Annotated in this window: 22 protein-coding genes; 14 read left to right on the top strand and 8 right to left on the bottom strand. The window is 76.1% G+C overall.

Features of this window, described 5'->3' with window-relative positions; translation table 11 throughout:
- The first annotated feature begins 68 nt into the window (after positions 1–68).
- Positions 69–674, top strand: a complete 606-nt coding sequence (locus tag Q3W71_RS12710; protein WP_302919482.1) for a PadR family transcriptional regulator — start codon at positions 69–71, stop codon at positions 672–674.
- Positions 675–720: 46 nt separating this feature from the next.
- Here the strand turns inward: Q3W71_RS12710 and Q3W71_RS12705 are convergent, their stop codons facing one another.
- From Q3W71_RS12705 to Q3W71_RS12685, 5 genes are all read right to left on the bottom strand, one after another.
- Positions 721–3,558: an FtsX-like permease family protein gene (locus Q3W71_RS12705; RefSeq protein WP_302919481.1), complete on the bottom strand. Its 2,838-nt coding sequence runs from the start codon at positions 3,556–3,558 to the stop codon at positions 721–723.
- An 85-nt stretch (positions 3,559–3,643) separates the two neighbouring features.
- On the bottom strand, positions 3,644–4,753 hold the full coding sequence (locus Q3W71_RS12700; RefSeq protein WP_302919480.1) for a low specificity L-threonine aldolase: 1,110 nt from the start codon (positions 4,751–4,753) through the stop codon (positions 3,644–3,646).
- Positions 4,750–5,949 carry a pyridoxal phosphate-dependent aminotransferase gene (locus Q3W71_RS12695; RefSeq protein WP_302919479.1) on the bottom strand — a complete coding sequence of 400 codons (1,200 nt, stop codon included), beginning with the start codon at positions 5,947–5,949 and terminating at the stop codon, positions 4,750–4,752. Before Q3W71_RS12695 ends, Q3W71_RS12700 begins: the two co-directional genes overlap by 4 nt.
- A 44-nt stretch (positions 5,950–5,993) precedes the next feature.
- A complete protein-coding gene (locus tag Q3W71_RS12690) occupies positions 5,994–6,836 on the bottom strand; it encodes an MmpS family transport accessory protein (protein ID WP_302919478.1) in 843 nt (280 codons plus the stop codon).
- Positions 6,837–7,039: 203 nt separating this feature from the next.
- Positions 7,040–7,747, bottom strand: a complete 708-nt coding sequence (locus tag Q3W71_RS12685) for an MmpS family transport accessory protein (RefSeq protein WP_302919477.1) — start codon at positions 7,745–7,747, stop codon at positions 7,040–7,042.
- 234 nt (positions 7,748–7,981) lie between these two features.
- Here Q3W71_RS12685 and glmS point away from each other — a divergent pair, with 234 nt between their 5' ends.
- Positions 7,982–9,895 carry a glutamine--fructose-6-phosphate transaminase (isomerizing) gene (glmS, locus tag Q3W71_RS12680; protein ID WP_302919476.1) on the top strand — a complete coding sequence of 638 codons (1,914 nt, stop codon included), beginning with the start codon at positions 7,982–7,984 and terminating at the stop codon, positions 9,893–9,895.
- Positions 9,896–10,182: 287 nt separating this feature from the next.
- Here the strand turns inward: glmS and Q3W71_RS12675 are convergent, their stop codons facing one another.
- On the bottom strand, positions 10,183–11,742 hold the full coding sequence (locus Q3W71_RS12675; protein WP_302919475.1) for an alpha/beta hydrolase: 1,560 nt from the start codon (positions 11,740–11,742) through the stop codon (positions 10,183–10,185).
- Between the two features lie 122 nt (positions 11,743–11,864).
- Positions 11,865–12,161, bottom strand: coding sequence for a hypothetical protein (locus Q3W71_RS12670; RefSeq protein WP_302919474.1), 297 nt, complete (start codon positions 12,159–12,161; stop codon positions 11,865–11,867).
- Positions 12,162–12,337: 176 nt separating this feature from the next.
- On the opposite strand from Q3W71_RS12670, the gene Q3W71_RS12665 reads away from it, so the two are divergent.
- From Q3W71_RS12665 to ung, 6 genes are all read left to right on the top strand, one after another.
- Positions 12,338–12,706, top strand: a complete 369-nt coding sequence (locus tag Q3W71_RS12665) for a holo-ACP synthase (protein WP_302919473.1) — start codon at positions 12,338–12,340, stop codon at positions 12,704–12,706.
- Positions 12,707–12,745: 39 nt separating this feature from the next.
- Positions 12,746–14,263: an NAD(P)H-hydrate dehydratase gene (locus Q3W71_RS12660; protein ID WP_302919472.1), complete on the top strand. Its 1,518-nt coding sequence runs from the start codon at positions 12,746–12,748 to the stop codon at positions 14,261–14,263.
- A gap of 9 nt (positions 14,264–14,272) precedes the next feature.
- On the top strand, positions 14,273–15,391 hold the full coding sequence (gene alr / locus Q3W71_RS12655) for an alanine racemase (RefSeq protein WP_302919471.1): 1,119 nt from the start codon (positions 14,273–14,275) through the stop codon (positions 15,389–15,391).
- A 194-nt stretch (positions 15,392–15,585) separates the two neighbouring features.
- Entirely contained in the window at positions 15,586–16,659 is a 1,074-nt protein-coding gene (locus Q3W71_RS12650; RefSeq protein WP_302919691.1) for an alpha/beta fold hydrolase, read from the top strand.
- A gap of 13 nt (positions 16,660–16,672) precedes the next feature.
- Positions 16,673–17,155, top strand: coding sequence for a tRNA (adenosine(37)-N6)-threonylcarbamoyltransferase complex ATPase subunit type 1 TsaE (gene tsaE, locus Q3W71_RS12645; protein ID WP_302919470.1), 483 nt, complete (start codon positions 16,673–16,675; stop codon positions 17,153–17,155).
- Positions 17,156–17,215: 60 nt separating this feature from the next.
- On the top strand, positions 17,216–17,917 hold the full coding sequence (gene ung / locus Q3W71_RS12640; protein ID WP_302919469.1) for a uracil-DNA glycosylase: 702 nt from the start codon (positions 17,216–17,218) through the stop codon (positions 17,915–17,917).
- A gap of 55 nt (positions 17,918–17,972) precedes the next feature.
- Here the strand turns inward: ung and Q3W71_RS12635 are convergent, their stop codons facing one another.
- Entirely contained in the window at positions 17,973–18,689 is a 717-nt protein-coding gene (locus Q3W71_RS12635) for a helix-turn-helix domain-containing protein (RefSeq protein WP_302919468.1), read from the bottom strand.
- A gap of 183 nt (positions 18,690–18,872) precedes the next feature.
- Here Q3W71_RS12635 and tsaB point away from each other — a divergent pair, with 183 nt between their 5' ends.
- From tsaB to Q3W71_RS12605, 6 genes are read left to right on the top strand one after another with little or no spacing between them, the layout of a single operon-like run.
- Positions 18,873–19,550, top strand: coding sequence for a tRNA (adenosine(37)-N6)-threonylcarbamoyltransferase complex dimerization subunit type 1 TsaB (tsaB, locus tag Q3W71_RS12630; protein ID WP_302919467.1), 678 nt, complete (start codon positions 18,873–18,875; stop codon positions 19,548–19,550).
- Positions 19,547–20,026 (top strand): ribosomal protein S18-alanine N-acetyltransferase, encoded by a 480-nt coding sequence (gene rimI, locus Q3W71_RS12625; RefSeq protein WP_302919466.1) that lies wholly within the window; start codon positions 19,547–19,549, stop codon positions 20,024–20,026. The genes tsaB and rimI overlap by 4 nt, the downstream gene beginning before the upstream one ends.
- Complete coding sequence (gene tsaD / locus Q3W71_RS12620) at positions 20,019–21,065, top strand: tRNA (adenosine(37)-N6)-threonylcarbamoyltransferase complex transferase subunit TsaD (RefSeq protein ID WP_167179767.1); 1,047 nt, start codon at positions 20,019–20,021, stop codon at positions 21,063–21,065. Before rimI ends, tsaD begins: the two co-directional genes overlap by 8 nt.
- An 11-nt stretch (positions 21,066–21,076) precedes the next feature.
- On the top strand, positions 21,077–21,331 hold the full coding sequence (locus Q3W71_RS12615; RefSeq protein WP_088997394.1) for a hypothetical protein: 255 nt from the start codon (positions 21,077–21,079) through the stop codon (positions 21,329–21,331).
- Between the two features lie 58 nt (positions 21,332–21,389).
- The gene (locus tag Q3W71_RS12610) at positions 21,390–23,090 is read left to right on the top strand and encodes an ABC transporter ATP-binding protein (protein ID WP_302919465.1); all 1,701 of its coding nucleotides are present in this window, start codon (positions 21,390–21,392) and stop codon (positions 23,088–23,090) included.
- Positions 23,090–24,892 (top strand): ABC transporter ATP-binding protein, encoded by a 1,803-nt coding sequence (locus Q3W71_RS12605; protein ID WP_302919464.1) that lies wholly within the window; start codon positions 23,090–23,092, stop codon positions 24,890–24,892. Before Q3W71_RS12610 ends, Q3W71_RS12605 begins: the two co-directional genes overlap by 1 nt.
- Positions 24,893–24,985 lie beyond the last annotated feature (93 nt).

The following is a 24,985-nucleotide window of genomic DNA, read 5'->3' as shown; positions in this document are numbered from 1 at the left end:
CCTCCCCGTGTGCTGCCCCCACTCTGCGCGATACATTGTGACAATGCAAGACCCGACCCGGAGGTGACATGGCGATCCAGCACGCCGTCCTGGCCCTGCTCGCCCACGGCCCCAGTCACGGCTATCAGCTCAAGGGCGCGTTCGAGGCCGCCGTCGGCCCGCAGTGGGGGCCGCTGAACATCGGCCACCTCTACCAGATCCTGGACCGGCTCTCCCGCGACGGCCTGGTCGTCTCGGCACGGGAGCCGCAGCCGGTCAAACCCGACCGGGTGGTCTACGAGATCACCCCCGACGGCCGGGCCGAGCTGGACCGCTGGCTGTCCGAGCCGAGCCCGCGCAGCGGCGGCTTCCGGGACGACTTCTTCCTCAAGGTCACCGCCGCCGCCCGGACGGGCACGCCGGAGACGGTGCGGTCCGTCCTGGCCAACCAGCGCGGGCACCTGATGCGGGAGCTGCGCAACCTGGACGGGCTGCGCCGGGGGGCGGCGGACCCGGTGGTCGGGCTGCTGCTCTCGGCCGCCAGCCGGCACGTCGAGGCCGACCTCGCCTTCGTCGACGACGCCGAGTCGGCGCTGCTCGCCGACGGTGGCGCGACGCTTGCCGCGCTGGCGCGCGACCGCCCGGTGGCGGCGGCCCCGGCCGAGGGCACGGGGCCGAGCCGGGCGGCCGGCTGACGGACCGGTCCGCCCGACAGGCCGGCGGGAGCGCGAGCCGGCGGTGTTACTCCTCTGCCAGCAGTCGTGCCGTGGGTAGGCGGTGCAGCAGCGTGGCGGGTGCCAGTGCCGCGGTGGCGGTGAGCAGCACGCCGCCCGCCGCCGTGAGCCCGGCGACCAGGACCAGCGCGCCCGGGATGGCTTCCACGAGCCAGGCCGCGCCGGTCATGCCGAGTGCGGCGCCGGTGAGTGCGCCGAGTGCGCCGAGGAGTACGCCTTCGTAGCCGATCAGCCGGCCGAGTTCGGGGTCGGTCCAGCCGGTGGCGCGCAGGGCGGCCAGTTCGTTCGCCCGGTCGCGGATGTTGAGGTAGAGCACGTCGGCGACGGCGGCGGCGCCGAGCAGCACTGTCGCGGTGGCGGCGAGGGCGTCGGCGCCGCGGACGGTCAGGGCGATGGTGTCGCCGAGCAGGGTGCCGACGACCGCGCCCTGGAAGGCGTAGCTGATGGCGGCCACGATGGTGAGTGCGGCCACGCCGATGGCGAGGGCGCTGGCGCCGAGCAGGGTGCGGCCGGGGGTGCGGACCAGGTTGACCAGGGCCAGGCCGAGCAGGGTGCGGGGCCGGCGTACCCAGCGGGCGGTGGCGATCGGTGGGCGCAGCGCGGCGGCCGGGTGGGCGCGGGCGGCCCGCAGCGCCGGCACCAGGCCGGCGACCAGGCCGAGCAGCAGCGCCACCGGTACGGCGAGCGCCGCCCGCCGCCAGTCGACGCCCACGCCCAGCATGGCGCCCAGCGGGAACGCAAGACCGACGGCGAGCAGTCCGGCCACCAGGCCCAGCACCGCGACCTCGCCGAGGATCAGCGCGCCGATCCGGCGGGCCGGCCAGCCGAGGCAGGCCAGCACGGCCAGCTCGGCGCGGCGGTCCCGGACGGCGGCGGAGACGGCGTTGCCGAGGAAGAGCACGCAGACCACCAGGACGAGCAGGAAGAGCACAGCGCTCTTGCGGTCCACCGCCCGCACGATGGTGGAGGCGACCCCGAGCGCCGACCAGTTCTCGGTCAGCCGCAGCTCGGGCCGCCCGAACTCGCCCGCGGGCAGCGTGACGGTCTGCGGGGCCGGGGAGGAACCCAGGGTGATGTCGACGTCCAGGCCGGTCGCCCGGTTGATCTGCTCGGCGATCAGCCGGACCCGCTCGGCGGACCGCTCGCTGTAGCCGTCCACCCCGGCGACCCGGACCCGGATCGCGCTGATCGGGGCAGCACGCTGCGGGCCCGCCCGTTCCAGCAGTTTCGGGACGCTGTTCAGGGTGGTCAGGACCAGCGGCGGGGCCGACAGGTAGCCCGCCGGGTTGCCACTGGGCAGCAGCGGTTCGCCACCGAGCGCGGCGCGGCTGCGGTCGTCCGCTCCCTCGGCCGTCGGCGGCTCGTACGTCTCGAGCGGCACCTTGCTGAGCTCGCCGAAGCCGGTCAGCCGCTCCGGATCGAACACGCCCACCGCCCGCCAGTCGTGCAGGGCTTCGTCGCTGGGGATGACCAGCCGACCCACCCGGCGGGCGCCGGTGTCGTCGCTGAGCCAGGGCCGGGGCAGCAGGCTGATCTCCGTCCGGTCGCCGAAGATGGCCGGATCGGGCGGTGACACCCGGGCGATGCGCAGGGTGCCGTCCGCCGCGCGCTCGTAGTCCACCGGGGCCGGCTGGGCGAGCACCTGGAGTTGGCCCCGGCAGCAGCTGTCGAAGGCGTCGTCACCGAGGCCGGCGGCGAGCATGCCCCGGTAGCTCTCGGCGAGGTCGATCTCGGCACTGCCGGCCGGGGTCCCCTCGGCCCGCCCCAACGCCCCGTCCAACACGTCCGGCGTCAGCCCCGCCGGGCGGGCCGTCGGCAGCCGGGTGAGGCGGGTGCGCACCGCGCCGTCCAGGAAGGGCCGGCTCGGGACCAACGCCGGGACGCTCCGGTCGGGCACGAAGCCCGGAACCGACGTGTCGGCGAGGGTGTCCGCCGCGTTCAGCGGGCGGCCGTCGACCACCGCGTCGGCCAGGCCGACCAGGCGCTGCTCGGCGTCCGGGTCCACGGCGGCGATCAGGAACGGCACGGTCAGCGTTTCCTCCAGCGCCAGCCGCTCGACGGTGGTGGGGCCGGTATCCACGGCGCCGACGGGCGCGCCGAGCGCGCGGTGGGTTACCTCGAAGCGGCCGTCGGGCAGCAGGCGAGCGGCGAGCACCCGCCAGATCTCGCGCTCCGACCAGCCGGGGTTGCCGACGACGACGGCGCTCCGCGGGTCGCAGATCGGCCGGCTGGTCCCGTCCGGCTGGACCTCGCGGGGGACCGCCCCGCACTCGTCGGACCAGGAGTAGACGCGACCGTCGGTGTACCGGGCCGAGTCCATCGTGTCCGGCTCGATGACCGGATAGATCAGCGGGTACCGGGTGACGTACACGTACTCGGGCCGGCCCGGGGCGGTGGAGAGGCCGCGCTCGGCGACGTACGTCCGGTCGATCCGGATCACCTGGCGGTCCAGGGTGCGGTCGACGGCGTCGGTGAGGTCGACCGACATCGGCACGCGCGACGTCGAGTGACCGAGCATCGCGATCGGGGCGGCCACCTCCACCCCGGCGACCGCCCGCACCCGCTCGTACTGCTCCAGGGTGATGCCGCCGTAGATGCCGGAGAGGTAGTTCGGGCGGACCAGCCGGTGCTCGGCCTCCAGCGCGGTACGCGCCCCTGTCGGGCGGACGAGGATGTCGTACGCGGACCGGGTCTCGCGCTCGACGGCGCCGGTCACCGCCAGCCGGGAGGTGGTGGTGGTCCCGGTGAGGACGACGAACCCGGTGGTCGCCACCAGCACACCGACCAGCAGCGCCACCGACCGGCCAGCACGGCCACGAAGCTGTCCCCACACCATTCGGAACATGTCGCGCCTCCCCGTGTGCTGCACCACACTCTGCGCGATACATTGCGACAATGCAAGGGAAGGGGCGCGCGGCGGCCCGCGGCGGTCAGTCCACCGGCAGCCGGCGCAGGAGGCGCTCGCCCAGCGCGGTCACCTGGCCGGCGTCCAGCTCCGTGGCCGGGCTGGCGACGGTCACCTCGGCCGTCGCCACGCCGGGCACCTCGGTGTTCCGCCAGCCGCCCACGAACCAGACCTTCTCCTCCTCGGCGAGGGCGAGGTTGGCGTCGTTCAGGGCGTCCGCCGGATGCGGCAGCCAGAGCCGGAACTGGTGGGTGTGCGGCGGCGCCGGGAACACCCGCGCGCCGGGCAGGCCGGCCAGCGCGGTGGCCACGGTGCGGGCGTGTGCCACGTAACCGGCGAGCCGGGGCAGCTCGTGGGTGAGGCCGGCGAGCGCGGCCAGGGCGGCCGGCCACTGCTGGAACAGCGTGCCGCCGTGCCGGTGCCGCCAGGCCCGGGCGTACGCGACCAGCTCGGCGGAGCCGGCCAGGGCGGCGCCGGAGTGCCCACCGAGCGACTTGTAGAACGAGACGTAGGTGCTGTCGGCGAGGCCGGCCACCTCGGCCAGCGGGTGCCCGAGGTGGGTGGTGGACTCCCAGAGCCGGGCGCCGTCCAGGTGTACCCGGGCGCCCCGGGCCCGGGCGGCGTCGACCACCGCGACCAGCTCCGCCCAGCTCGGCAGCACGAACCCGGCGTCGCGCAGTGGCAGCTCCAGCAGCAGCGTGCCGATCGGCTCGTCCAGCGCCGCCACCTCCTCGGCGGTGGGGTTGCGCGGGGCGTCGGTGGTGGACACCGCGCGCAGGCCGCCGAGCACCGCGTAGGCGTCCCGCTCGTGCCGTACCGGGTGGCTCAGCGGGTGCAGCCCGACAGCTGTCCGGCCGGTCAGCTCCGCGCCGTAGCGCATCGCGACCTGCTGGGCCATGGTGCCGGTCGGGAAGAAGGCGGCGGCCTCCGTGCCGAGCAGCTCGGCGACCCGGCGCTCCAGCTCCGCCACGGCGCCGCCCTCGCCGTAGTAGTCCGGCAGCGCGTCGTCCGCGGCCACCGCGCGCAACGCGGCGAGCTGCTCGGCGACCGAGTCCGGGCGTACGCCGGAGAGCACCGTGTCGCAGCCGCGCAGCGCGGTCAGCCGGCGGACCCGCTCGGCGTACCCGTCGCTCATCGCGTACCCGCCAGGCGGCGCAGCCGGGTGACCGCCTCGGTGAGCACCTCGGGCCGCTTGCAGAAGGCGAACCGGACCAGCCGCCGGCCCGCCTCGGGGTCGTCGTAGAAGACCTGGGTCGGTACGCCCACCACGCCGCACCGCTCGGGCAGCGACCGGCAGAACTCCACCCCGTCCCGCCCGCCGAGGGGGGTGACGTCGGCGGTGACGAAGTACGTCCCCTCCGGCGGAAGCACCTCGAACCCGGCGTCGGTCAGCCCGCCGACCAGTTGGTCCCGGCGGGCCTGCAGGCCGGCCCGGAAGTCGGCGAAATAGTCGTCCGGCAGGGCCAGCGCCACCGCGACCGCCGGTTGCAGCGGTGCCGCGTTGACGAAGGTGAGGTACTGTTTCACCCGCAGCACCGCGGAGACCAGCGCGGCCGGGCCGCTGACCCAGCCCACCTTCCAGCCGGTGCAGGAGAACGTCTTGCCGGCCGAGGAGATGCGCAGCGTCCGCTCGCGCATCCCGGGCAGGGTGGCCAGCGGCACGTGCGGGGCGGCCGCGTCGGTGAAGACCAGGTGCTCGTAGACCTCGTCGGTCACCGCGTACGCGCCGTGTTCCTGGCACAGCTGCGCGACCAGGGCCAGCTCGGCGGGGGTGAACACCTTGCCGGTCGGGTTGTGCGGCGAGTTCAGCAGCACCAGCCGGGTACGCGGGCCGAAGGCGGCGCGCAGCGCGGCCGGGTCGAACGCGTACCGCCCGTCGGGGCCGGGGCGCAGCGTGACCGGGCGCCGGACCGCGCCGGCCAGCGCGATCGAGGCGGCGTACGAGTCGTAGTACGGCTCGAAGCAGACCACCTCGTCGCCGGGCTCGCAGAGCGCCAGGATGCTCGCCGCGACGGCCTCGGTGGCGCCGGCGGTCGCCACGATCTCGCCGTCCGGGTCGTACTCCAGCCCCCAGAACCGGCGCTGGTGCGCGGCCACCGCGGCACGCAGGGCCGGGACGCCCGGACCGGGCGGGTACTGGTTCTGCCCGGCGCGCAGCGCCTCGGCCGCGGCGGCGAGCATCTCCGGCGGGCCGTCGGTGTCCGGGAAGCCCTGGCCGAGGTTGACCGCACCGGTGCGCACGGCCAGGGCGGACATCTCGGCGAAGATGGTCGTGCCGAACGGGCGCATCCGCGCCACCAGCGGGTCGACCCGGGCGGGGGTGGTCGTCACGCCCGCCAGCCTACGGACCGCCGGCGCGGCTTCAACCCCTCGCCTCAGCCGGTGCAGTTCACCCCGTACGCGCCCTCGTCCGTCGCGACGGTGCGACCGTCCACGGTGATCCGGCAGCTGATCCGATCGGGCTGACCGTGGTCCGCCAGGACCATCACCCGCTCGGCGCTCGGCATCCGCAGGCTCCGCCGCCACGGCAGCGTGACCTGCTCGACCTGGATGAAGTCGCCGTTGGCGTCGTAGTACTCCAGGTCCGCCGGGCCGCGGCCGGTCACCTCGTAGACCACGGTGACCCTGCCCGGCCCGTCGGACGGGGTCAGCGCCGGCCGCACCGTCGGGCGCGCCTGGGTCGGCCAGACCTGCGGCTCCTCGTAGTCGTAGTACGGGTCGTAGGTCTCCTGCGCGTACGGGTCGTCGGGGTAGGGGGTGTCGGCGCTGTAGACCAGGCCGGCGATGCCGAGGCAGGCGCAGAGCCCGAACGCGAGGACGGTGGCCACGGCGACGACGACGCCCACCACGGTCGACCGGTTGCCCGAGCGGGCCGGGGCCGCCGGCGCGTACGGCGGTGGATAGCCGGGCGGCAGGTGGCCCGGGGGAAGGTAGCCGGGCGGCAGGTGGCCCGGCGGGTACCAGGCCGGGCCGGGAGCACCGGCCGGCGGCGGGAGGCCCGGCGTGCCGGGCGGCGTCCACGGGTCGGGCGCCACCCAGGGCTGCGGCGGCGGGGTCGGGTCCGGCGGGGTCCACGACGGCGGCGCGGCCGGCTCCGGTGCCGTCGGCGTTCCCGAGGCGGCGGCGTCGGGTGCGGCCGGTCCGGTCGACGGCCCCGGGTCGGGCGCGGCCGGTCCGGTCGACGGGGTGGGGTCGGGGGGTGGCGGGGCCTCGGACATCGGTCTGCTCCGGTGGGGCGGGTGGGGCGTCCGCGACGGGGGTGGCGGCGTGCCGGCGCTCCGGGCCGGCGGCTCAATGTACGCGGACGGCCGCCGCCGTGGGCAGCACCGCGACGCCCGAAACCGGGCGAACAGCGCCGCCGCCCTGGCCCGCGGCTTCCGCGCCCGGAACCGCCGCCGATCCGCGGCCGGCCGGCGGGTCCCTACGCGGCGCCGAAGCAGCTGGCCCGCCACGCGCCGCGGCCGGCCGTCTCGGTCGTCGCCGCGCTGCCGTCCACGCTGACCGAGCAGGAGACCGCCCACATCGCGTCGTCGGGCTTGCTGGCCTGCACCATCACCAGGTCGAGCCGGTCGGTACGCACGCTGGTGCGCCACGGCAGCCGCACCTCGTCCAGCCAGATCGGCGCGCCGTTGGCGTCGTGGTAGAGGATGTCGGCCGCGCCGCGCCCGGTCACCTCGTAGACCACCCGGATCCGGCCCGGTCCCTGCGACGGGGTGGCCGCCGGGCTGGCCGAGGGGCTCTCCCCCGGTGCCGGGGAGGCGTCCGGGCCCTCCGCGCCGTCGACCTCGGCGCCCAGGTCGTCGATCGTCGGCGCGGCCCGTGGCCGGTCGTCGGGGCGGAGCAGCTGGTAGCCGCCGAAGCCGAGGCCGGCGGCGAGGACGAGCGCCCCGGCGAGCACGGCGGCCACCAGGCCGCGCCGTCGGCGGCGCACGGCACCGCCAATGTGAGCCGGCTCGGCGGGAGCGGCGTGCGGCGTCGGCGGGGTGGCGTACAGCGGGGTGGCGGGGATCCAGGGGTCGGGCTGTGCCGGGTACCCCGGATCGGGCCGCGGGTCGAGCGGCGCCCAGGGGTGCGGGTCGGCCGCCGGGCGCGGGCTCGGCGGATCGGTGGGCGGGGTCGTCTCGGACACGGTCGCTCCAGGTGCCGGGTCAGGTGCGCGGCCGGCGGGCCCAGGGACGACGCCGGCTCGGCGAGCCTGTCGTACCGCCACCGGGGTACGCAACCCGGTCCCCGGCGCCGGCCCGGATGGGTCGGGATATTCGCCCGATTGATCCCGTATTTCGACCTGATTGCTCAAGTTCAGTGATTGTTTACCCGGCTTTCGAGCACACCTGGTGAGCGATACTGGGTTAGGCTGCCACCCATGTGTGGAATCGTGGGGTACGCCGGCTCGCGCCCGGCGCTGGGCATCGTGCTGGACGGACTGCGGCGGCTGGAGTACCGCGGTTACGACTCGGCCGGGGTGGCCGTCGTCTGCGACGGCGAGCTGCTGACCGAGAAGAAGGCCGGCAAGCTGGCCAATCTGGAGAAGGTCCTCTCCGAGCGGGCCGCTGACGACCCGACGTCCTGCGCGGCCAGCCCGATCGGCATCGGCGACGGCACCACCGGCATCGGCCACACCCGCTGGGCCACCCACGGCGGCCCCACCGACCGCAACGCCCACCCCCACCTGGCCCCCGACGGCCGGGTCGCGGTCATCCACAACGGCATCATCGAGAACTTCGCGAAGCTCCGCGCCGAGCTGGAGGCCGACGGCGTCCAGTTCGCCAGCGACACCGACACCGAGTGCGCCGCGCACCTGCTCTCCGCCGCCCTGGCCGACCTGCGCGCCGCCGGCCACCCGGACGGGCCGCAGCTGCTCGCCGCCGGCATGCGGGTGGTCTGCCAGCGGCTGGAGGGGGCGTTCACCCTGCTCGCCGTCGACGCCGGGGTGCCCGGCGCGGTGGTCGGCGCCCGGCGCAACTCGCCGCTGGTGGTCGGCCGCGGCGCCGGCGAGAACTACCTGGCCAGCGACGTCGCCGCGTTCATCGAGCACACCCGGGACGCGGTCGAGCTGGGCCAGGACCAGATCGTCCTGATCACCGGCGACACCATCGAGATCACCGACTTCGCCGGTCAGCCCGCCGCCGGCAAGGACTTCCACATCGACTGGGACTCCTCGGCCGCCGAGAAGGGTGGCTACGACTGGTTCATGCTCAAGGAGATCGAGGAGCAGCCGCAGGCCATCGCCGACACGCTGCTCGGCCGGCTCACCGAGACCGGCGAGATCGCGCTCGACGAGGTCCGCCTCAGCGACCAGGACCTGCGCGACGTCGACAAGATCTTCATCGTCGCCTGCGGCACCGCCTACCACTCCGGCCTGGTCGCCAAGTACGCCATCGAGCACTGGACCCGGATCCCCTGCGAGGTGGAGCTGGCCAGCGAGTTCCGCTACCGCGACCCGGTCCTCGACCGGTCCACGCTGATCGTGGTGATCTCGCAGTCCGGCGAGACCATGGACACCCTGATGGCGCTGCGCCACGCCAAGGAGCAGAAGGCCCGGGTGCTGGCCATCTGCAACACCAACGGCTCCACCATCCCGCGCGAGTCCGACGCGGTCCTCTACACCCACGGCGGGCCGGAGATCGCCGTCGCCTCCACCAAGGCGTTCCTCACCCAGCTCGTCGCCTGCTACCTGATCGGCCTGCACCTGGCCCAGGTCCGCGGGATCAAGTACGCCGACGAGGTGGCCGCCGTGGTCGCCCAGCTCCAGGAGGTGCCGGGCAAGCTGCGCGAGCTGCTGGACCGGATCGAGCCGGTGCGCGAACTGGCCCGCGAGCTGAAGAGCGAGCCGACCGTGCTCTTCATCGGCCGGCACGTCGGCTACCCGGTGGCGCTGGAGGGCGCGCTCAAGCTCAAGGAGCTGGCGTACATGCACGCGGAGGGCTTCGCGGCGGGCGAGCTGAAGCACGGCCCGATCGCGCTGATCGACAAGGGCACCCCGGTGGTCTGCGTGGTGCCGTCGCCGGCCGGCCGGGGCATCCTGCACGACAAGGTCGTCTCCAACATCCAGGAGGTCCGGGCGCGGGGCGCCCGCACCATCGTGATCGCCGAGGAGGGCGACGAGGCGGTGGTCCGCTACGCCGACCACCTGATCTACGTGCCGCGTACGCCGACGCTGCTCGCGCCGCTGCTCACCACCGTGCCGTTGCAGGTGCTGGCGGCCGAGATCGCCGCCGCCCGCGGTCACGACGTGGACCAGCCGCGCAACCTGGCGAAGTCCGTCACCGTCGAGTAGCAGCCAGCGGCACACCCGGCCCCGGTCCGTCGCGTCGGCGGCGACCGGGGCCGACCCGTACGCGGGTCGGCCCCGAGCCGGTCGGTGCCGAGCCGGTCGGTGCCGAGCCGGTCGGTGCCGGGCTGGTCGGCGCCGGGCTGGTCGGCGAGAGGCCGGTCGGTGCCGGGCTGGTCGGCGAGAGGCCGGTCGTGCCGGGCTGGTCGGCCCCAAGCCGTCGACGTGTCCGGGTGCCCACCCGTGTCCTCGCCGCCCGGGCGGTCGGCTGTGCTGGCGGCGGTCGGCGGGCTTCACCGGCCCAGCACGATCCGGGCCATGCCGTCCAGCGCGGGGTTGTCGGCCTCCCAGTAGCCGGTGTGGCCGTGCCGGCCGCTCGGGAACGTCCGCGCGCCGAAGCCCGGGTCGGTGGGGTCGCGCCCGAACCACAGCTCGTGGCCGCCGGCCACCCCCGCGGTCAGGCCCAGCGGTGACGCGCCGAGGACCGCGCGCCGGGCCAGCTCGTCCGGCGGGCTGGCCAGCCGGATGACGTCGTCGGCCGCGGTGCTCGCCCAGACCTGGCCGGCCGGCAGGCCCAGCTCGGCGGCGTGCGCGACGCCGACCCCGGGCGAGCCGACGAAGACCAGCGCGTCGGCCGCCAGCCCGTGTTCGCGGACGGCGTTGCCCACCACCAGCGAGCCGTAGCTGTGCCCCAGCACGGTCTGCCGGGCCGGTGGCCCCTCGTGGGTGGCCCGCAGCCCCTCCTGGAACCGGTGCAGCGCCGGCCCGGCGTCCCGGGCCTGCCCCGGCCAGACCGCCTCGTGCAGGAAGTCGGGGGCGTCGTAGTCGAGCCACAGCACCGCCGCGGTCTCCGCGCCCGGGTCGAGGGCGGCGCAGCGGGCCAGCACCCGGCCGGCCCGGCCCAGCTCACCCGGGGCGTCGTCGAGGCCGGCGGTCATCCCCGGCACGTACGTCAGCACGCCGCTCGACCGGTCGGGATTGCCCAGCGCGACCACCGCCCGGCCCTCGCCCCCCGGCTCCAGCCCCAGCAGGTACGCCCGGGGCGCCCCGGACGCCGCCAGCCGGGCGTCGAGCGCGTCCAGCCCGGACAGTGCCGCCCCGACCCGGAGCAGCCCGGCCACCTCGACCGGCCCGCGCGGCACCCGGCCGAGCAGCCGCGACCGCTCGGCGACCAGTTCGTCGCGCCGGGCCCCGAGCAGCAGCCGGTTGGCCTGGTCGCGGGCCGCGACCGGCACCCCGTCGAGGCGGCCGACCAACCCCGGCTCGTGCGCCACCAGCCAGCGCCGCTGCGCCGGGGTGAGCCCCGCCCACCAGGCGTGGACCAGCGCCGGGTCGCCGCCCGGCGCGGGCCGACCAGGGGGCGGGGCGTCCGCCCAGCCGGTGCCCGCCGCGGCGGACAACCCGTCCAGCCGCGCCGTGGCCTCGCGGTCGGCCGCCCTCGCCAGGTCGAGTGCGTCGCGGATGCCCGCCCCCACCCGGGCGGCCGCCGGCCCGGCCCGCTCGGTCGGTGGTCGGGCCGGATCGGCGCGGACCCGGCCGTGCCGGTCGACCAGCACCCCCGAGCCGTCGGCCAGCGCCACGGCCGCGGCCAGCCGCCCTTTGGCCGTGGCCAGCCGGGCGGCGAACTCGGCGAGCACCTGGTCGGCCTCGATCAGGGCGGGCCGCAGCGTGGTCAGCTCGGCCCGCAGCCCGGCCAGCCGGGCGTCGGCCGCCCCGGCGGCCCCGCCCGACCAGCCGCCCCGGAGCGCGGTGGCGGCACCGGCCAGCGCGGCGGACCGCCGCTCGGCCAGCCGGGTGAGCCCCGCCCAGGCGGTGCCGGCGGCCCGCCAGGCATCCGGATCGGCCGCCCACAACTGGGCGTAGCCGACGCCGCCGGCGGCCGTCGCCGGTCGCCCCGCCGGCCCCGTCCCGCCGGCCCACAGCGGTCGCCCGGCGGGCCTGGTGGGGCCCGCCGGACGAGCCGGCCTCGGCCGGGTCATCGGGGCAGGGCGGCCAGCCGGGCGGCGGCCCGGTCGTCCGCCGCCCGGTACGCCTCGTCCGCCGCCGAGACCGCGTCGCCGGTCGCCGCCACCCGCGCGCCGAGCCGGCCGCACCAGCCGTGCACCGCCGACTCCAGCCCGGCCAGCGCGGCACCGGCCGACCAGCCCGGCGCCGGCACCACCAGACCGGGCACCCCGGCCAGCCCGTGCGCCAGCCGGTAGCCCTCGTCGGCGAGCCGGCCCGCGGCCCGCCGCAACACCTCCGGTCGGACGCTGATCGCCTCGTCGCTCATCCGGCCCCCCGCCTCGCGCTGGAAACATCGACGGACCCGACGCTAGGTGGCGGCGGCACCGCGCCGGGGGCCCTGTGGACAACCGGCCCCGGCCGCCGGCCGCGGCTGTCCACAGGCATTGCCGCGGACCGTGCCGGTGGCTAATCTGCCGCCCGCCACGCCGGTAGGGTGAGCTCGTGATCGTGGCTGTCGGCATCGACGTCGTGCTGGTCGACCGGTTCGCCCGGGCCATCGCGCGTACGCCGCTGCTGGCCGACCGGCTCTTCACCGAGGCCGAGCGGTTCACCCGCTCCGGCAATCCGCGCTCGCCCGAGTCGCTGGCCGCCCGGTTCGCCGCGAAGGAGGCGGTGGCCAAGGCGCTCGGCGCGCCGGCCGGGCTGAGCTGGCACGACTGCGAGATCGTGCCGGATCCGGACGGTCGTCCCTGGCTGACCGTCTCCGGCACGGTCGCCGCGGCGGCCACCGAGCGCGGGGTCAGCCGCTGGCACCTCTCGCTGTCCCACGACGGCGGGATCGCCTCGGCCATGGTGGTCGCGGAACGGTGATCGGGGGCGTGCCGCGCCGGCACGCCGGAACGGAGTGGCATGAGACCGGTGTGGCGGGTCGCGGACGTACGGGCGGCGGAGGCGGGACTGATGGCCACCCTGCCGCCCGGGACGCTGATGCAGCGCGCCGCCGCCGGGCTGGCCCGCCGCTGCGCGTTGCTGCTCGCCGATCGGGGCGGGGTCTACGGAGCCCGGGTACTGCTGCTGGTCGGCTCCGGCGACAACGGCGGCGACACCCTCTACGCGGGCGCGCGGCTGGCCGGGCGGGGTGCCGCGGTGTCCGCGCTGCTGCTGAACCCGGGTCGGGCGCACGCCGGCGGGCTGGCCGCGTTCCGCGCCGCCGGTGGCCGGCTGGTGGACCGGCCGCCCGCCGTGGTCGACCTGGTGCTGGACGGGATCGTCGGGATCGGCGCCAGCGGCGGGCTCCGGGAGACGGCCGACCAGTTGGCGGCCAGCCTGGTGCGGCACTGCGGGCGGGACGGCGACCGGGCCAGCGTGGTCGCGGTGGACGTGCCGAGCGGGGTGGCGGTGGACACCGGTCACGTCCCGCTGGCCGCCTCCGGCCGGCCCAACGCGGTCCGCGCCGACGTCACGGTGACCTTCGGCGCGCTGAAGCCGGCACTGGTGGTCGGCCCGGCCGCCCCGCTCGCCGGCCAGGTCGAGCTGGTCGACATCGGGCTGGCGCCGTGGCTGCGGGGCACCCCGGCGCTGCGGGTCACCGAGTGGTCGGACCTGGTCGACTGGTGGCCCCGGCTGGGCGCGGCGTCGGAGAAGTACAGCCGGGGGGTGGTCGGGGTGGCCACCGGCTCGGCGACCTACCCGGGCGCCGCGGTGCTCTCGGTGGGCGGCGCGCTGGCCGGCCCGACCGGGATGGTCCGCTACGCCGGCGGCGCCCGGGCCGAGGTGCTGCACCAGCACCCGTCGGTGATCGCCACCGGCCGGGTCGCCGACGCGGGCCGGGTGCAGGCCTGGGTCTGCGGCTCGGGGCTGGGCACCGGCGAGGAGGCGGCGGCCGAACTGCGGGCCGTGCTGGCCGCCCCGGTGCCGGTGGTGCTCGACGCGGACGCGCTCACCCTGCTGGTCGACGGCTCGCTCGCCGACCGGTTGCGCAAGCGGGACGCCCCGATCGTGGTCACCCCGCACGACCGCGAGTTCACCCGGCTCTGCGGGGAGAGCCCGGGCACCGACCGGGTCGCCGCCACCCTGCGGCTGGCCGCCTGGATGAACGCGGTGGTGCTGCTCAAGGGGGACCGCACGGTGATCGGCACGCCCGACGGGCGGGCGTACGTGAACCCGACCGGCACCCCGGCGCTGGCCACCGGGGGCACCGGGGACGTGCTGGCCGGGCTGCTCGGCTCGCTGCTCGCGGCCGGGGTGCCGGCGGACCGGGCGGCCGCGATGGCCGCGTACCTGCACGGGCTGGCCGGTCGGGAGGCGGCCCGGGGCGGCCCGGTGACCGCGCCCGACGTGGCGGACGCGCTGCGCCCGGTGCTGGCCCGGCTCGGCGCGGCGGTGGGCTCGGCCGGCCCCGGCCGCCGGGATCGGCCCGGAAAGTAGGCTGGGCCCATGTGGCAGGCCGAGGTACGCGTCGACCTTGACGCGATCCGCGAGAACGTGAGCCGGCTCCGGTCCGGCACCGGTGCCGAGTTGATGGCGGTGGTCAAGGCCGACGGGTACGGCCACGGCATGGTCCCGGCCGCACGGGCGGCGCTGGACGGGGGCGCGGACTGGCTCGGTGTCTGCACCCTGGACGAGGCGCTGGGCCTGCGGGCGGCCGGCATCACCGTCCCGGTGCTGGCCTGGTTGCTCGCCCCGGGGCTGCCGCTGCACGAGGGGGTCGCCGCCGGGGTCGACCTGGGCGTGGCGAGCCTGTCCCAGCTCGACGAGATGATCGAGGCGAGCCGGCGGGCCGGCCGTCCGGCCCGGCTGCACCTCAAGATCGACACCGGGCTCTCCCGGGGCGGCGCGACCGTCGCCGACTGGCCGGCGCTGCTCGACGCCGCGGCCAAGGCCCAGGCGGACGGCGTGGTCGAGGTGGTCGGGGTGTGGAGCCACTTCGTCTACGCCGACATGCCCGGGCACCCGACCACCGACCGGCAGCTCGCCGTCTTCCACGAGGGGCTGGCCATGGTGGAGCGGGCCGGGCTGCGGCCCCGCTACCGGCACCTGGCCAACTCGGCGGCCACCCTGACCCGGCCGGACACGCATTTCGACCTGGTCCGGCCCGGGATCGCCGTCTACGGCCTCTCCCCGGTGGCCGGCGAGACCTACGGGCTGCGCCCGGCGATGACCGCCCGGGCCCGGGTGATGCTCACCAAGCGGGTGGCCGCCGGCTCCGGCGTCTCGTACGGCCACACCTACACCACCGAGCGGGACGCGAACCTGGCCGTGGTGCCGCTCGGCTACGCCGACGGGGTGCCCCGGCACGCCTCCAACAGCGGCCCGGTGCAGCTCGGCGGGCGGCGGCGGACCATCTCCGGCCGGGTCTGCATGGACCAGTTCGTGCTCGACTGCGGCGACGACCCGGTGGCCGCCGGCGACGTGGTCACGCTCTTCGGCAGCGGCGCCGACGGCGAGCCCACCGCCGACGACTGGGCCGAGGCGGTCGGCACCATCAACTACGAGATCGTCACCCGGTTCGGTGGCAGCCGGGTGCCCCGGGTCTACGACGGCGAGCGTCCGTGAGCGCGAGGAGTGAGCCGGGTTTGCGAGCCCCGCGGTCGCGAACCAGGGTGGCGCCGTGAGCGCGAGGAGTGAGCCGGGTTTGCGAGCCCCGCGGTCGCGAACCAGGGTGGCGCCGTGAGCGCGAGGAGTGAGCCGGGTTTGCGAGCCCCGGGGTCGCGAACCAGGGTGGCGGCGTGAGCGGTCAGAAACACCGCATCCCGCGTCCGCGTACCGCAACCGGCAAGGTCGCCGGGCTGGTCGGGGCCGCGGTCGGGGTGGCGGCCGCCGGGCTCGCCGCCGGCGTCGCCACCGAGCGCGCGCTGGTCCGCCGGCTCAAGGCCGACCCCACCGACCGGTACGCCCACGAGGTCTTCGGCGACCAGCGGTACGACGAGTCGTTCCGGCTGGAAATGCCGGACGGCACCGACATCCACGTCGAGGTGGTGGAGCCGACCCGGCCGGTGGCCGGCAACCCGACGGTGGTGCTGGTGCACGGCTTCTGCCTGGACATGGGCACGTTCCACTTCCAGCGCAAGATGCTCGCCGAGCGGGGCGAGCACCGGATCGTCGCGTACGACCAGCCCGGCCACGGCCGGTCGGGCCGGCTGGAGACCGGCGAGTACGACCTCACCGCGCTCGGCCGCACGCTGCGCGCGGTGATCGACCGGACCGCCCCGGAGGGGCCGCTGGTGCTGGTCGGCCACTCGATGGGCGGGATGACCATCATGGCCTTCGCCGAACTGTTCCCGGAGATGTTCGGCGACCGGGTGGTGGGCACGGTGCTGATGGCCACCTCGGGCGGCCTGCTCGCCGAGACGAAGCTGGTCGCGCCGGCGCTGCTCGGCCGGGTGGGCGCCCCGGTGCTCTACATGGTCGGCAACGTCACCCGCTACGGCGGCACCGTGATCGACCGGGCCCGCAAGTCCACCACCAACGTCGCCTGGCTGCTCACCCGCCGGTACGGCTTCGGCGCCCGGAACCCGAGTCCGGCCCTGGTCTCGTACGTGGAGACGATGAACTCGCGCACCTCGGCGGACACGGTGACCCGCTACCTGCGCACGCTGGCCACCCACTCGCGGTTCCCGGCGCTGGCCGCGCTGGCCGACACGCCGGTGCTGGTGGTGGTCGGCGACAAGGACATGATCACCCCGGTGACCCACTCGGAGGAGATCGTGCGGCGCCTGCCGCACGCCGAGTTCGTCAAGATCAACGACAGTGGGCACGTGGTGATGCTGGAGCACGCCGACGAGGTCAACGCCGCGCTGGCGCGCTTCCTCGAATCGTTGTGAGCATGGAGGAACTGTGACCCACGTGGTGAAGCTGCCCACGGCCGCCGACACCCAGGAGTTCGGCCGCCGGCTGGCCGGCGTGCTGCGCGCCGGCGACCTGTTGCTGCTCACCGGCCCGCTGGGCGCCGGCAAGACCGCGCTGACCCAGGGCATCGGCGCCGGGCTGCGGGTGCGCGGCGACATCACCTCGCCGACCTTCGTGATCGCCCGGGTGCACCAGCCCGACCGGGCGCGGGGCGGCCGGGTGGCGCTGGTGCACGCCGACGCGTACCGGCTGGGGGACGCGGCCGACCCGCGGGCCGAGATCGACGACCTCGACCTGGACGCCTCGGTGGAGGAGTCGGTGACCGTGGTCGAGTGGGGCGAGGGGATGGTCGAGCAGCTGGTCGACGCCCACCTGCGGGTGCGCATCGACCGGCGGGACGACGACACCCGGGTGGTGGAGCTGGAGCCGGTCGGTGGCGACTGGGCGCAGCGCCTGGCCGGCCTGGGCTGAGCGCTGTCGTACCCGCTGCCTAGAGTTCGGCCGACCGAACCGACCGGCGAAAGGTTGCCGATGCCCGACGACGCCCCCACCCTCGACCTGCTGGCGCTGCTGCCGGCGGACTGGCGGGCCGTGCTCACCCCCCACCTCGACCCGGCCCGCACCGCCGCGCTGGCCGATTTCGTCGCCCGCGAGTACGCGACCGCGACGGTCTTCCCGCCGGTCGAGGACCTCTTCTCCGCCTACCGGCTCTGCCCGCCCGGCGGCTGCCGGGTGCTGATCCTCGGGCAGGACCCGTACCACCGGGCCGGGCAGGCGCACGGGCTGAGCTTCAGCGTCCGCCAGGGGGTGACGGTGCCGCCGTCGCTGCGCAACGTCTTCAAGGAGCTGGGGGAGGACCTCGGCGTGCCCAAGCCGCGCAGCGGCAACCTCGACGGCTGGGCCGCGCAGGGCGTGCTGCTGCTCAACTCGGTGCTGACCGTGCGGCAGGGCACGCCGGGGTCGCACGCGAACGCCGGTTGGGAGGAGTTCACCGACGCCACCATCCGGGCCCTGGACGCGCTGGACACCCGGGTGGTCTTCCTGCTCTGGGGCGGCTACGCCCGCAAGAAGGCCGCCCTGGTCACCAACCCCCGGCACGTCGTGCTGGAGGCCGGCCACCCCAGCCCGATGAACCCCCGCGGCTTCCTCGGCAGCCGCCCGTTCAGCGCGGCCAACAAGGCGCTGGCCGACGCCGGCCTGCCCACGATCGACTGGGAACGCTCGGCCGGCTGACGGCTGACGGCTGACGGGCTGGGCCCCGCCGGTGCGGGTCCGGATCGCCGGCCCGTCAGGGGGCCTGGCCGCTCGTGGCGGTTCCTGCGCGGTGGCGGTAACGGCGCAGCAGCCCGGCGGCGGCCGGGTCGGTCAGCTCCAGGGCGACCAGCGGCACCACCCGGTAGCCGCGGTCGCCGTGCCGCACCTCGACGGTCTCGGGCAGCTCGTCGCACATCACGGCCCGCAGCTCCCCGTACCGGGTCAGCCACCGGTGGGCGCCCGGTTCCTCGGGCTCGACCGGCACCCCGCCGAACTCGCCCCACCGGTCGTGCCACCGCTGCCCGTAGGCGGCCCGCAGCCAGGCGGCGAACCGCGCCGAGTCGCGCCAGCGGACCGCGATCTCCACGGCGTCGACCGGCACCGGCGCTCCCTGCAGCAGCGCGGCGGTGCCACCCGTGAGCACGTGCGGCAGGTCGCCGAGGCGGTCCAGGAGCCGGTCGAGTCCCAGGGCGTCGACCCGCTCGGCCAGCGGCCGGGCGGCCAGCTCGGCCATCCGGGCGTCGAGCTGCGCGTCGAGCGGCTCCACCGCGACCGCCAACTGCAGGTCCATGGCCGCGAAGAGCCGGTCGACCAGGGGAAGGCGGGGTAGGCGGTCGCCCCGCTCGATACGGGCCACCGCGCCCTGAGTGGTGCCGGCCAGCTCGGCAAGCTTCTCCTGGGTGAGATACCGCGCCTCGCGTTCCCGGCGCAAGGTGGTGGCGATCTGGTTCGCGAGGTGACTCTCCGGCACCACCAGATGGTGACGTCTCGAAGTGACCCGCATTCCGCTCCGTCATATTTATGCCAGAGCGGAATGACGCTCGACGGCGACATGCCACCGGCCTGGTTCCTGAACGAGCCGGGATCACCACGGCAGTGCCCGGGGGGCGGGCGTGCGTCGGGGGTGGGGGCGGGGCGGCTAGGCTGGCATACCGTGCTCGTACTCGTGGTGGACAGCTCCACCCCCGCGGTGACCGCGGCCCTGGTGGAGGTCTCGGCCGGCGGCGTCACACTCCGCGCGCAGCGGTGCACGGTCGACGCCCGTGCGCACGGCGAACTGCTCGCCCCGCAGGTCGACGCGGTCCTCGCCGACGTCGACGCCCGTCCGGGCGACCTGGCGGCGATCGTCGCCGGCCTCGGTCCCGGCCCGTTCACCGGGCTGCGGGTGGGGCTGGTCACCGCCGCCACGATGGGCCAGGTGCTCGGCATCCCCACGTACGGCGTCTGCTCGCTGGACGCGATCGGCCACCCGGCGGCCGCCGGCGAGCCGGTGCTGGCCGCCAGCGACGCGCGGCGCAAGGAGATCTACTGGGCGGTCTACGACGGCGCCGGCCAGCGGCTGGCCGGGCCGGAGGTCTCCGCGCCGGCGGTCGCCGCCGAGCAGGCCCGGGGCCTGGCGGTCACCGTGGCGGTCGGCGACGGCGCGCACCGGTACGCCGACGCGCTCGGGTTGCCGCTGCGGGCGGAGCCGCGCTACCCGGATCCCGCGTCGCTGGCCGCCCTGGCCGCCGAGCGGGTCCGGGCCGGTGCCCCGGGGGAGCGGCTCACCCCGCTCTACCTGCGTCGCCCGGACGCCGTGGCGGCGACCGCGCGCAAGCCGGTCCTGCCGTGAGCGTGGTCCGCCTGGAGCCGTTCCGCTGGTGGCACATCGACGAGGTGCTGCCGATCGAGGCGGACCTGTTCGGGCCCGAGCAGTGGTCCGCGGCGATGTTCTGGAACGAGTTGGCCAACGGGCACTTCTACCGGGTGGCCCGCGACGACGACGGCGCGGTGCTCGGCTACGCCGGGCTCACCGCGGCCCTGCCCGACGAGGCCTGGGTGCAGAACATCGCCGTCCGCCGGGACGCCCAGCGTCGCGGCATCGGCCGGCTGCTGCTGGAGGCGCTGCTCGCCGAGGCCGCCCGGCTCGGCGCTCGCAACACCCTGCTGGAGGTCGCGGCGGACAACGCCCCGGCCCAGCGGCTCTACGCCGCGTACGGCTTCGAACCGATCGGGGTACGGCGCGGCTACTACCAACCGAGCAACACCGACGCGCTGGTCATGCAGCGCGTCGAGGCGGCGACCGGAGATGGGACCGACCGTGGCTGATGAACCACTGATCCTCGGCATCGAGACCTCCTGCGACGAGACCGGTGTCGGCATCGTGCGCGGGCACACGCTGCTCGCCGACGCGCTCGCCTCCAGCGTCGAGCAGCACGCCCGGTTCGGCGGCGTGGTGCCCGAGGTGGCCAGCCGGGCCCACCTGGAGGCCATCGTGCCGACCATGGACCGGGCGCTGGCCGAGGCGGGGGTGACCCTCGCCGACATCGACGCCATCGCGGTGACCTCCGGCCCGGGCCTGGCCGGCGCCCTGCTGGTCGGGGTGGCCGCGGCGAAGGGGTACGCGCTCGCCGCCGAGAAGCCGGTCTACGGGGTCAACCACCTCGCCGCGCACGTGGCGGTGGACACCCTGGAGCACGGCCCGCTGCCCGAGCCGGCGATCGCCCTGCTGGTCTCCGGTGGCCACTCGTCCCTGCTCCGGGTCGACGACCTCGCCCGCGGCGTCACCCCGCTCGGCGCCACCATCGACGACGCCGCCGGTGAGGCGTTCGACAAGGTCGCCCGGCTGCTCGGGCTGCCGTTCCCGGGCGGCCCGCCGATCGACCGGGAGGCGCGGGCCGGTGACCCGGCGGCGATCGCCTTCCCGCGCGGCCTGACCGCCGCCAAGGACCTCGCCGCCCACCGCTACGACTTCTCCTTCTCCGGGCTGAAGACCGCGGTGGCCCGCTGGGTGGAGGCGCGGCAGCGGGCCGGGGAGCCGGTGCCGGTCGCCGACGTCGCCGCCTCCTTCCAGGAGGCGGTCTGCGACGTGCTGACCGCCAAGGCGATCGACGCCTGCCGGGCCGACGGCATCGACACGCTGGTGATCGGCGGCGGCGTGGCGGCCAACTCGCGGCTGCGGGCGATGGCCGAGCACCGCGCCGCCAAGCACGGCATCCGGGTCCGGGCGCCCCGGCCGAAGCTCTGCACCGACAACGGCGCGATGGTGGCCGCCCTCGGAGCGCACCTGGTCGCGGCGGGCGTAGCGCCGAGCCGGCTGGACCTGCCCGCCGACTCCGCCATGCCGCTCACCACGGTCAGCGTGTGACGGGGGCCGACGTGATCGTCCGGATGTGGGAGGCGCGCGCCGAGCCGTACGGGGTGGCCGACCTGATCACCTGGGTCTGCGACACCGCCCTGCCGGAGTTCGACCACGACCCGCTGCACCTGTCCAGCGAGGTGTTCTCCTCCACCGACCACCGGGTGGTGGTCATCTCCAAGTGGCGGGGCAACCCGCGGGCGCTGCCGGATCCGCCCCCGACGCTGCTCGCCCGGCCCCCGCACTCGTGGGACTTCACGCAGGTCGACCGCTGACCGCCGGGCGGTAATTGGTTCGCGCGACGGATGGCCGTCCGTCTAGCTTCGAGGGGCTATGCGCTCCTTACCGGCCGGCGATCCCGGCGTACCCGACGCGCGGTCGGCCACCCGCTACCTGGTCTGGCTGGCGATGCGGCACAAGGCCGTGTTCAGCGCCGGCATCGCCCTCGGCGTGCTCTGGATGGTCGCCCAGGCGCTGATGCCCGCCGCCGTCGGCCGGGCCGTGGACGGGCTCACCCGCCGGGACGAGGGCGCCCTGGTCGCCTGGGGGCTGGTGCTGCTCGGCCTGGGCGTGCTCCAGGCGGTCGCCGGGATCCTGCGGCACCGGTGCGCGGTGTTCAACTGGCTGGCCGCCGCGTACCGGACGGTGCAGCTGACCGTGGAGACCGCCAACCGCCTCGGCGCCGCCCTGCCCCGCCGGGTGGCCGCCGGCGAGGTGGTGAGCATCGGCACCGCCGACATCAGCCACATCGGCCACGCCATCGACATCACCGCCCGGGGCACCGGCGCGGTGGTCGCCATCGTCACCGTCGCGGTGATCCTGCTGGGCGCCTCGGTGCCGCTCGGCCTGGTCGTGGTGCTCGGCGTACCGCTGCTGATGGCGGTGGTCGGCCTGCTCATCCGGCCGCTGCACCGGCAGCAGCAGGCGTACCGGGACTCCGAGGGAGCGCTCACCACCCGGGCCGGTGACATCGTCTCCGGGCTGCGGGTGCTGCGCGGCGTCGGCGGCGAGCCGGTGCTCTCCGCCCGCTACCGGGCGCAGTCGCAGGCGCTGCGCGCCGACGGCGTACGGGTGGCCCGGGTCGAGTCGCTGCTGGAGGCGGCGCAGGTGCTGCTCCCCGGCGCCTTCCTGGTGCTGGTCACCTGGCTCGGCGCCCGGTTCGCGCTGCGCGGCGAGATCAGCGCCGGCCAGCTGGTCGCCTTCTACGGCTACACCGCGTTCCTGGTCAGCCCGCTGCGGCAGCTCACCGAGGCGGTGGACAAGCTGACCCGCGGCCACGTGGCCGCCCGGCGGGTGGTCCGGCTGCTCCGGCTCACCCCGGAACTGGTCGACCCGGCCCGTCCGGCCCGCCTGCCGGACGGTCCCGGCGAGCTGGTGGACGTCGAGTCCGGGGTGACGCTGCGCCCCGGCCGGTTCACCGCGCTCGCCGCTACCGCGCCCGAGGAGGCCGTGGCGATCGTGGACCGGCTCGGCCGGTACGTCGACGGGGAGGCGACCCTGCACGGCGTACCGCTGCGGGACCTGCCGCTGGCCACGGTGCGCGAGCGGATCATGGTGGCCGACAACGACGCACACCTGTTCACCGGGTCGCTCCGGGCGGAGCTGGACCCGCACGACACGGCCGACGACGCGACGATCGCGGCGGCGCTGGCCGCGGCCAGCGCGACGGACATCGTCGAGGCGCTGCCCGACGGGCTGGACAGCGCGGTCGCCGAGCGGGGCCGGGAGTTCTCCGGCGGGCAGCAGCAGCGGCTGCGGCTGGCCCGGGCGCTGGTCGCCGACCCGGAGACGCTGCTGCTGGTCGAGCCGACCAGCGCTGTCGACGCGCACACCGAGGCCCGGATCGCCGACCGGCTGGCCGCCGCCCGCGCCGGCCGGACCACCCTGGTCTGCACCACCAGCCCGCTGGTGCTCGGCCGCGCCGAGCACGTGATCTTCGTCGAGGACGGCAAGGCGGTGGCCGAGGGGACGCACGCCGAGCTGCTCGACAGCGAACCGCGCTACCGGGCCACGGTGAGCCGGGAGGAGGACTGATGGGCACCGCACTGCCGGTCGCCGACGCGGCGCAGGTGCGCCGGTACGCGCGCGGCCTGGTCCGCCGGCACCCGCGCGCGCTCGCCACGGCGCTGGCCCTGCACGCGCTGGCCGCCGCGGCCGGCCTGGTCGCGCCGCGGCTGCTCGGCGACCTGGTCGAGGGGATCTCCCGGGGCACCACCGGCACCACGGTGGACCGGATCGCCCTGCTCATCGCCGGGTTCGTGGTGGTGCAGTCGGTGCTGGTGCGCTTCGCCCACCTGGCCTCCGCCCGGCTGGGCGAGCGGGTGCTGGCCGAGCTGCGCGAGGAGTTCGTCGACCGGGTGCTGGCCCTGCCGCTGGCCACCGTCGAGCGGGCCGGCACCGGCGACCTGCTCACCCGTACCTCCCGGGACGTCTCGGCGCTGTCCCGCACGGTCCGCTTCGCGGTGCCGGAGACGCTCATCGCGATCGTCACCGCCGGCTTCATCATCGGCGCGCTGGTGCTGGTCGGCCCGCTGCTCGCGCTGCCCTGCCTGATCGCGGTGCCGGTGCTCTGGGCCGGCACCCGCTGGTACCTGCGCCGCGCCCCGCAGGGCTACCTGCGGGAGAACGCCGCCTACTCCGACATCACCGACGGGATCAGCGAGACCGTCGAGGGGTCGCGGACCACCGAGGCGCTGCGGCAGCAGGCGCGCCGCCGGGCCCGCATCGACGCCGACATCCGCCGGTCGTACGCGGCCGAGCGGTACACCCTCTGGCTGCGCACCATCTTCTTCCCGGTCGCCGAGATCGGTTACGTGGTGCCGGTGGCCGCCACCCTGCTCATCGGTGGCTGGTTCTACCTGGAGGGCTGGGTCAGCCTCGGTCAGGTCACCGCCGCCACCCTCTACGTGCAGCAGCTCGTGGACCCGGTCGACCGGCTGCTCTCCTGGCTGGACGAGTTCCAGGTCGGCGGCGCCTCGATGGCGCGACTGCTCGGCGTGGCCGGTGACCAGCCAGCCAACCCGGCCGCCACCCCGCCCGCCGCCCCGACCACGACGGCCACCGCCCCCGCCGGCCCGGCGGGGGAGACGGGGCCGGGCGCGGACCGGCGGCTCGCCGCCCGCGACGTCCGGTACGCCTACCGGCCCGGCCGGGACGTGCTGCACGGGGTGACCCTGGTGCCCGAGCCGGGCGAGAAGCTGGCCATGGTGGGCCCGTCCGGCGCCGGCAAGTCCACCCTCGGGCGGCTGCTGGCCGGGGTGCACGCGCCCAACTCCGGCTCGGTGACCGTGGCCGGCCGGCGGCTGGACGAGCTGCCCCTGGACGAGCTGCGCTCGCACGTCGCGCTGGTCACCCAGGAGCACCACGTCTTCATCGGCACCCTTCGGGACAACGTGGCGATGGTCCGGCCGGGCGCCGACGAGGCGGCCGTGGAGTCCGCGCTGGCCGCCGTCGACGCGCTGGACTGGGCGCGGGCGCTGCCGGACGGGCTGGACACCGTGGTCGGCTCCGGCGGGCACCCGCTCTCGCCGGCGCAGGCGCAGCAGCTGGCGCTGGCCCGGCTGGTGCTGGCCGACCCGCACACCCTGGTGCTCGACGAGGCCACCTCGCTGATCGACCCCCGGGCCGCCCGGCACCTGGAGCGTTCGCTGGCCGCCGTACTGGCCGGCCGGACGGTGATCGCGATCGCGCACCGGCTCTTCTCGGCCCACGACGCGGACCGGGTGGCGGTGGTCGAGGACGGCCGGATCACCGAGCTCGGTCCGCACGACGAGCTGGTCGCGGCCGGTGGCCCGTACGCCGCCCTCTGGCGCTCCTGGCACGGCGACCGGCCCTGACCCACGCCCCTGGCCGGCCCTGACCAGCCTCGACCGGCCCTGACCGGCCCTGACCCGGCGCGCGGCAATTCGGACGAACGGCCGTGCGCCGCC

Origin of the sequence: Micromonospora sp. C28SCA-DRY-2, assembly GCF_030519475.1 — a bacterium.
Taxonomy (GTDB): domain Bacteria; phylum Actinomycetota; class Actinomycetes; order Mycobacteriales; family Micromonosporaceae; genus Micromonospora.
Note: the sequence above shows the minus strand (reverse complement) of the source record. Positions and strands in the feature narration are given on the sequence as shown.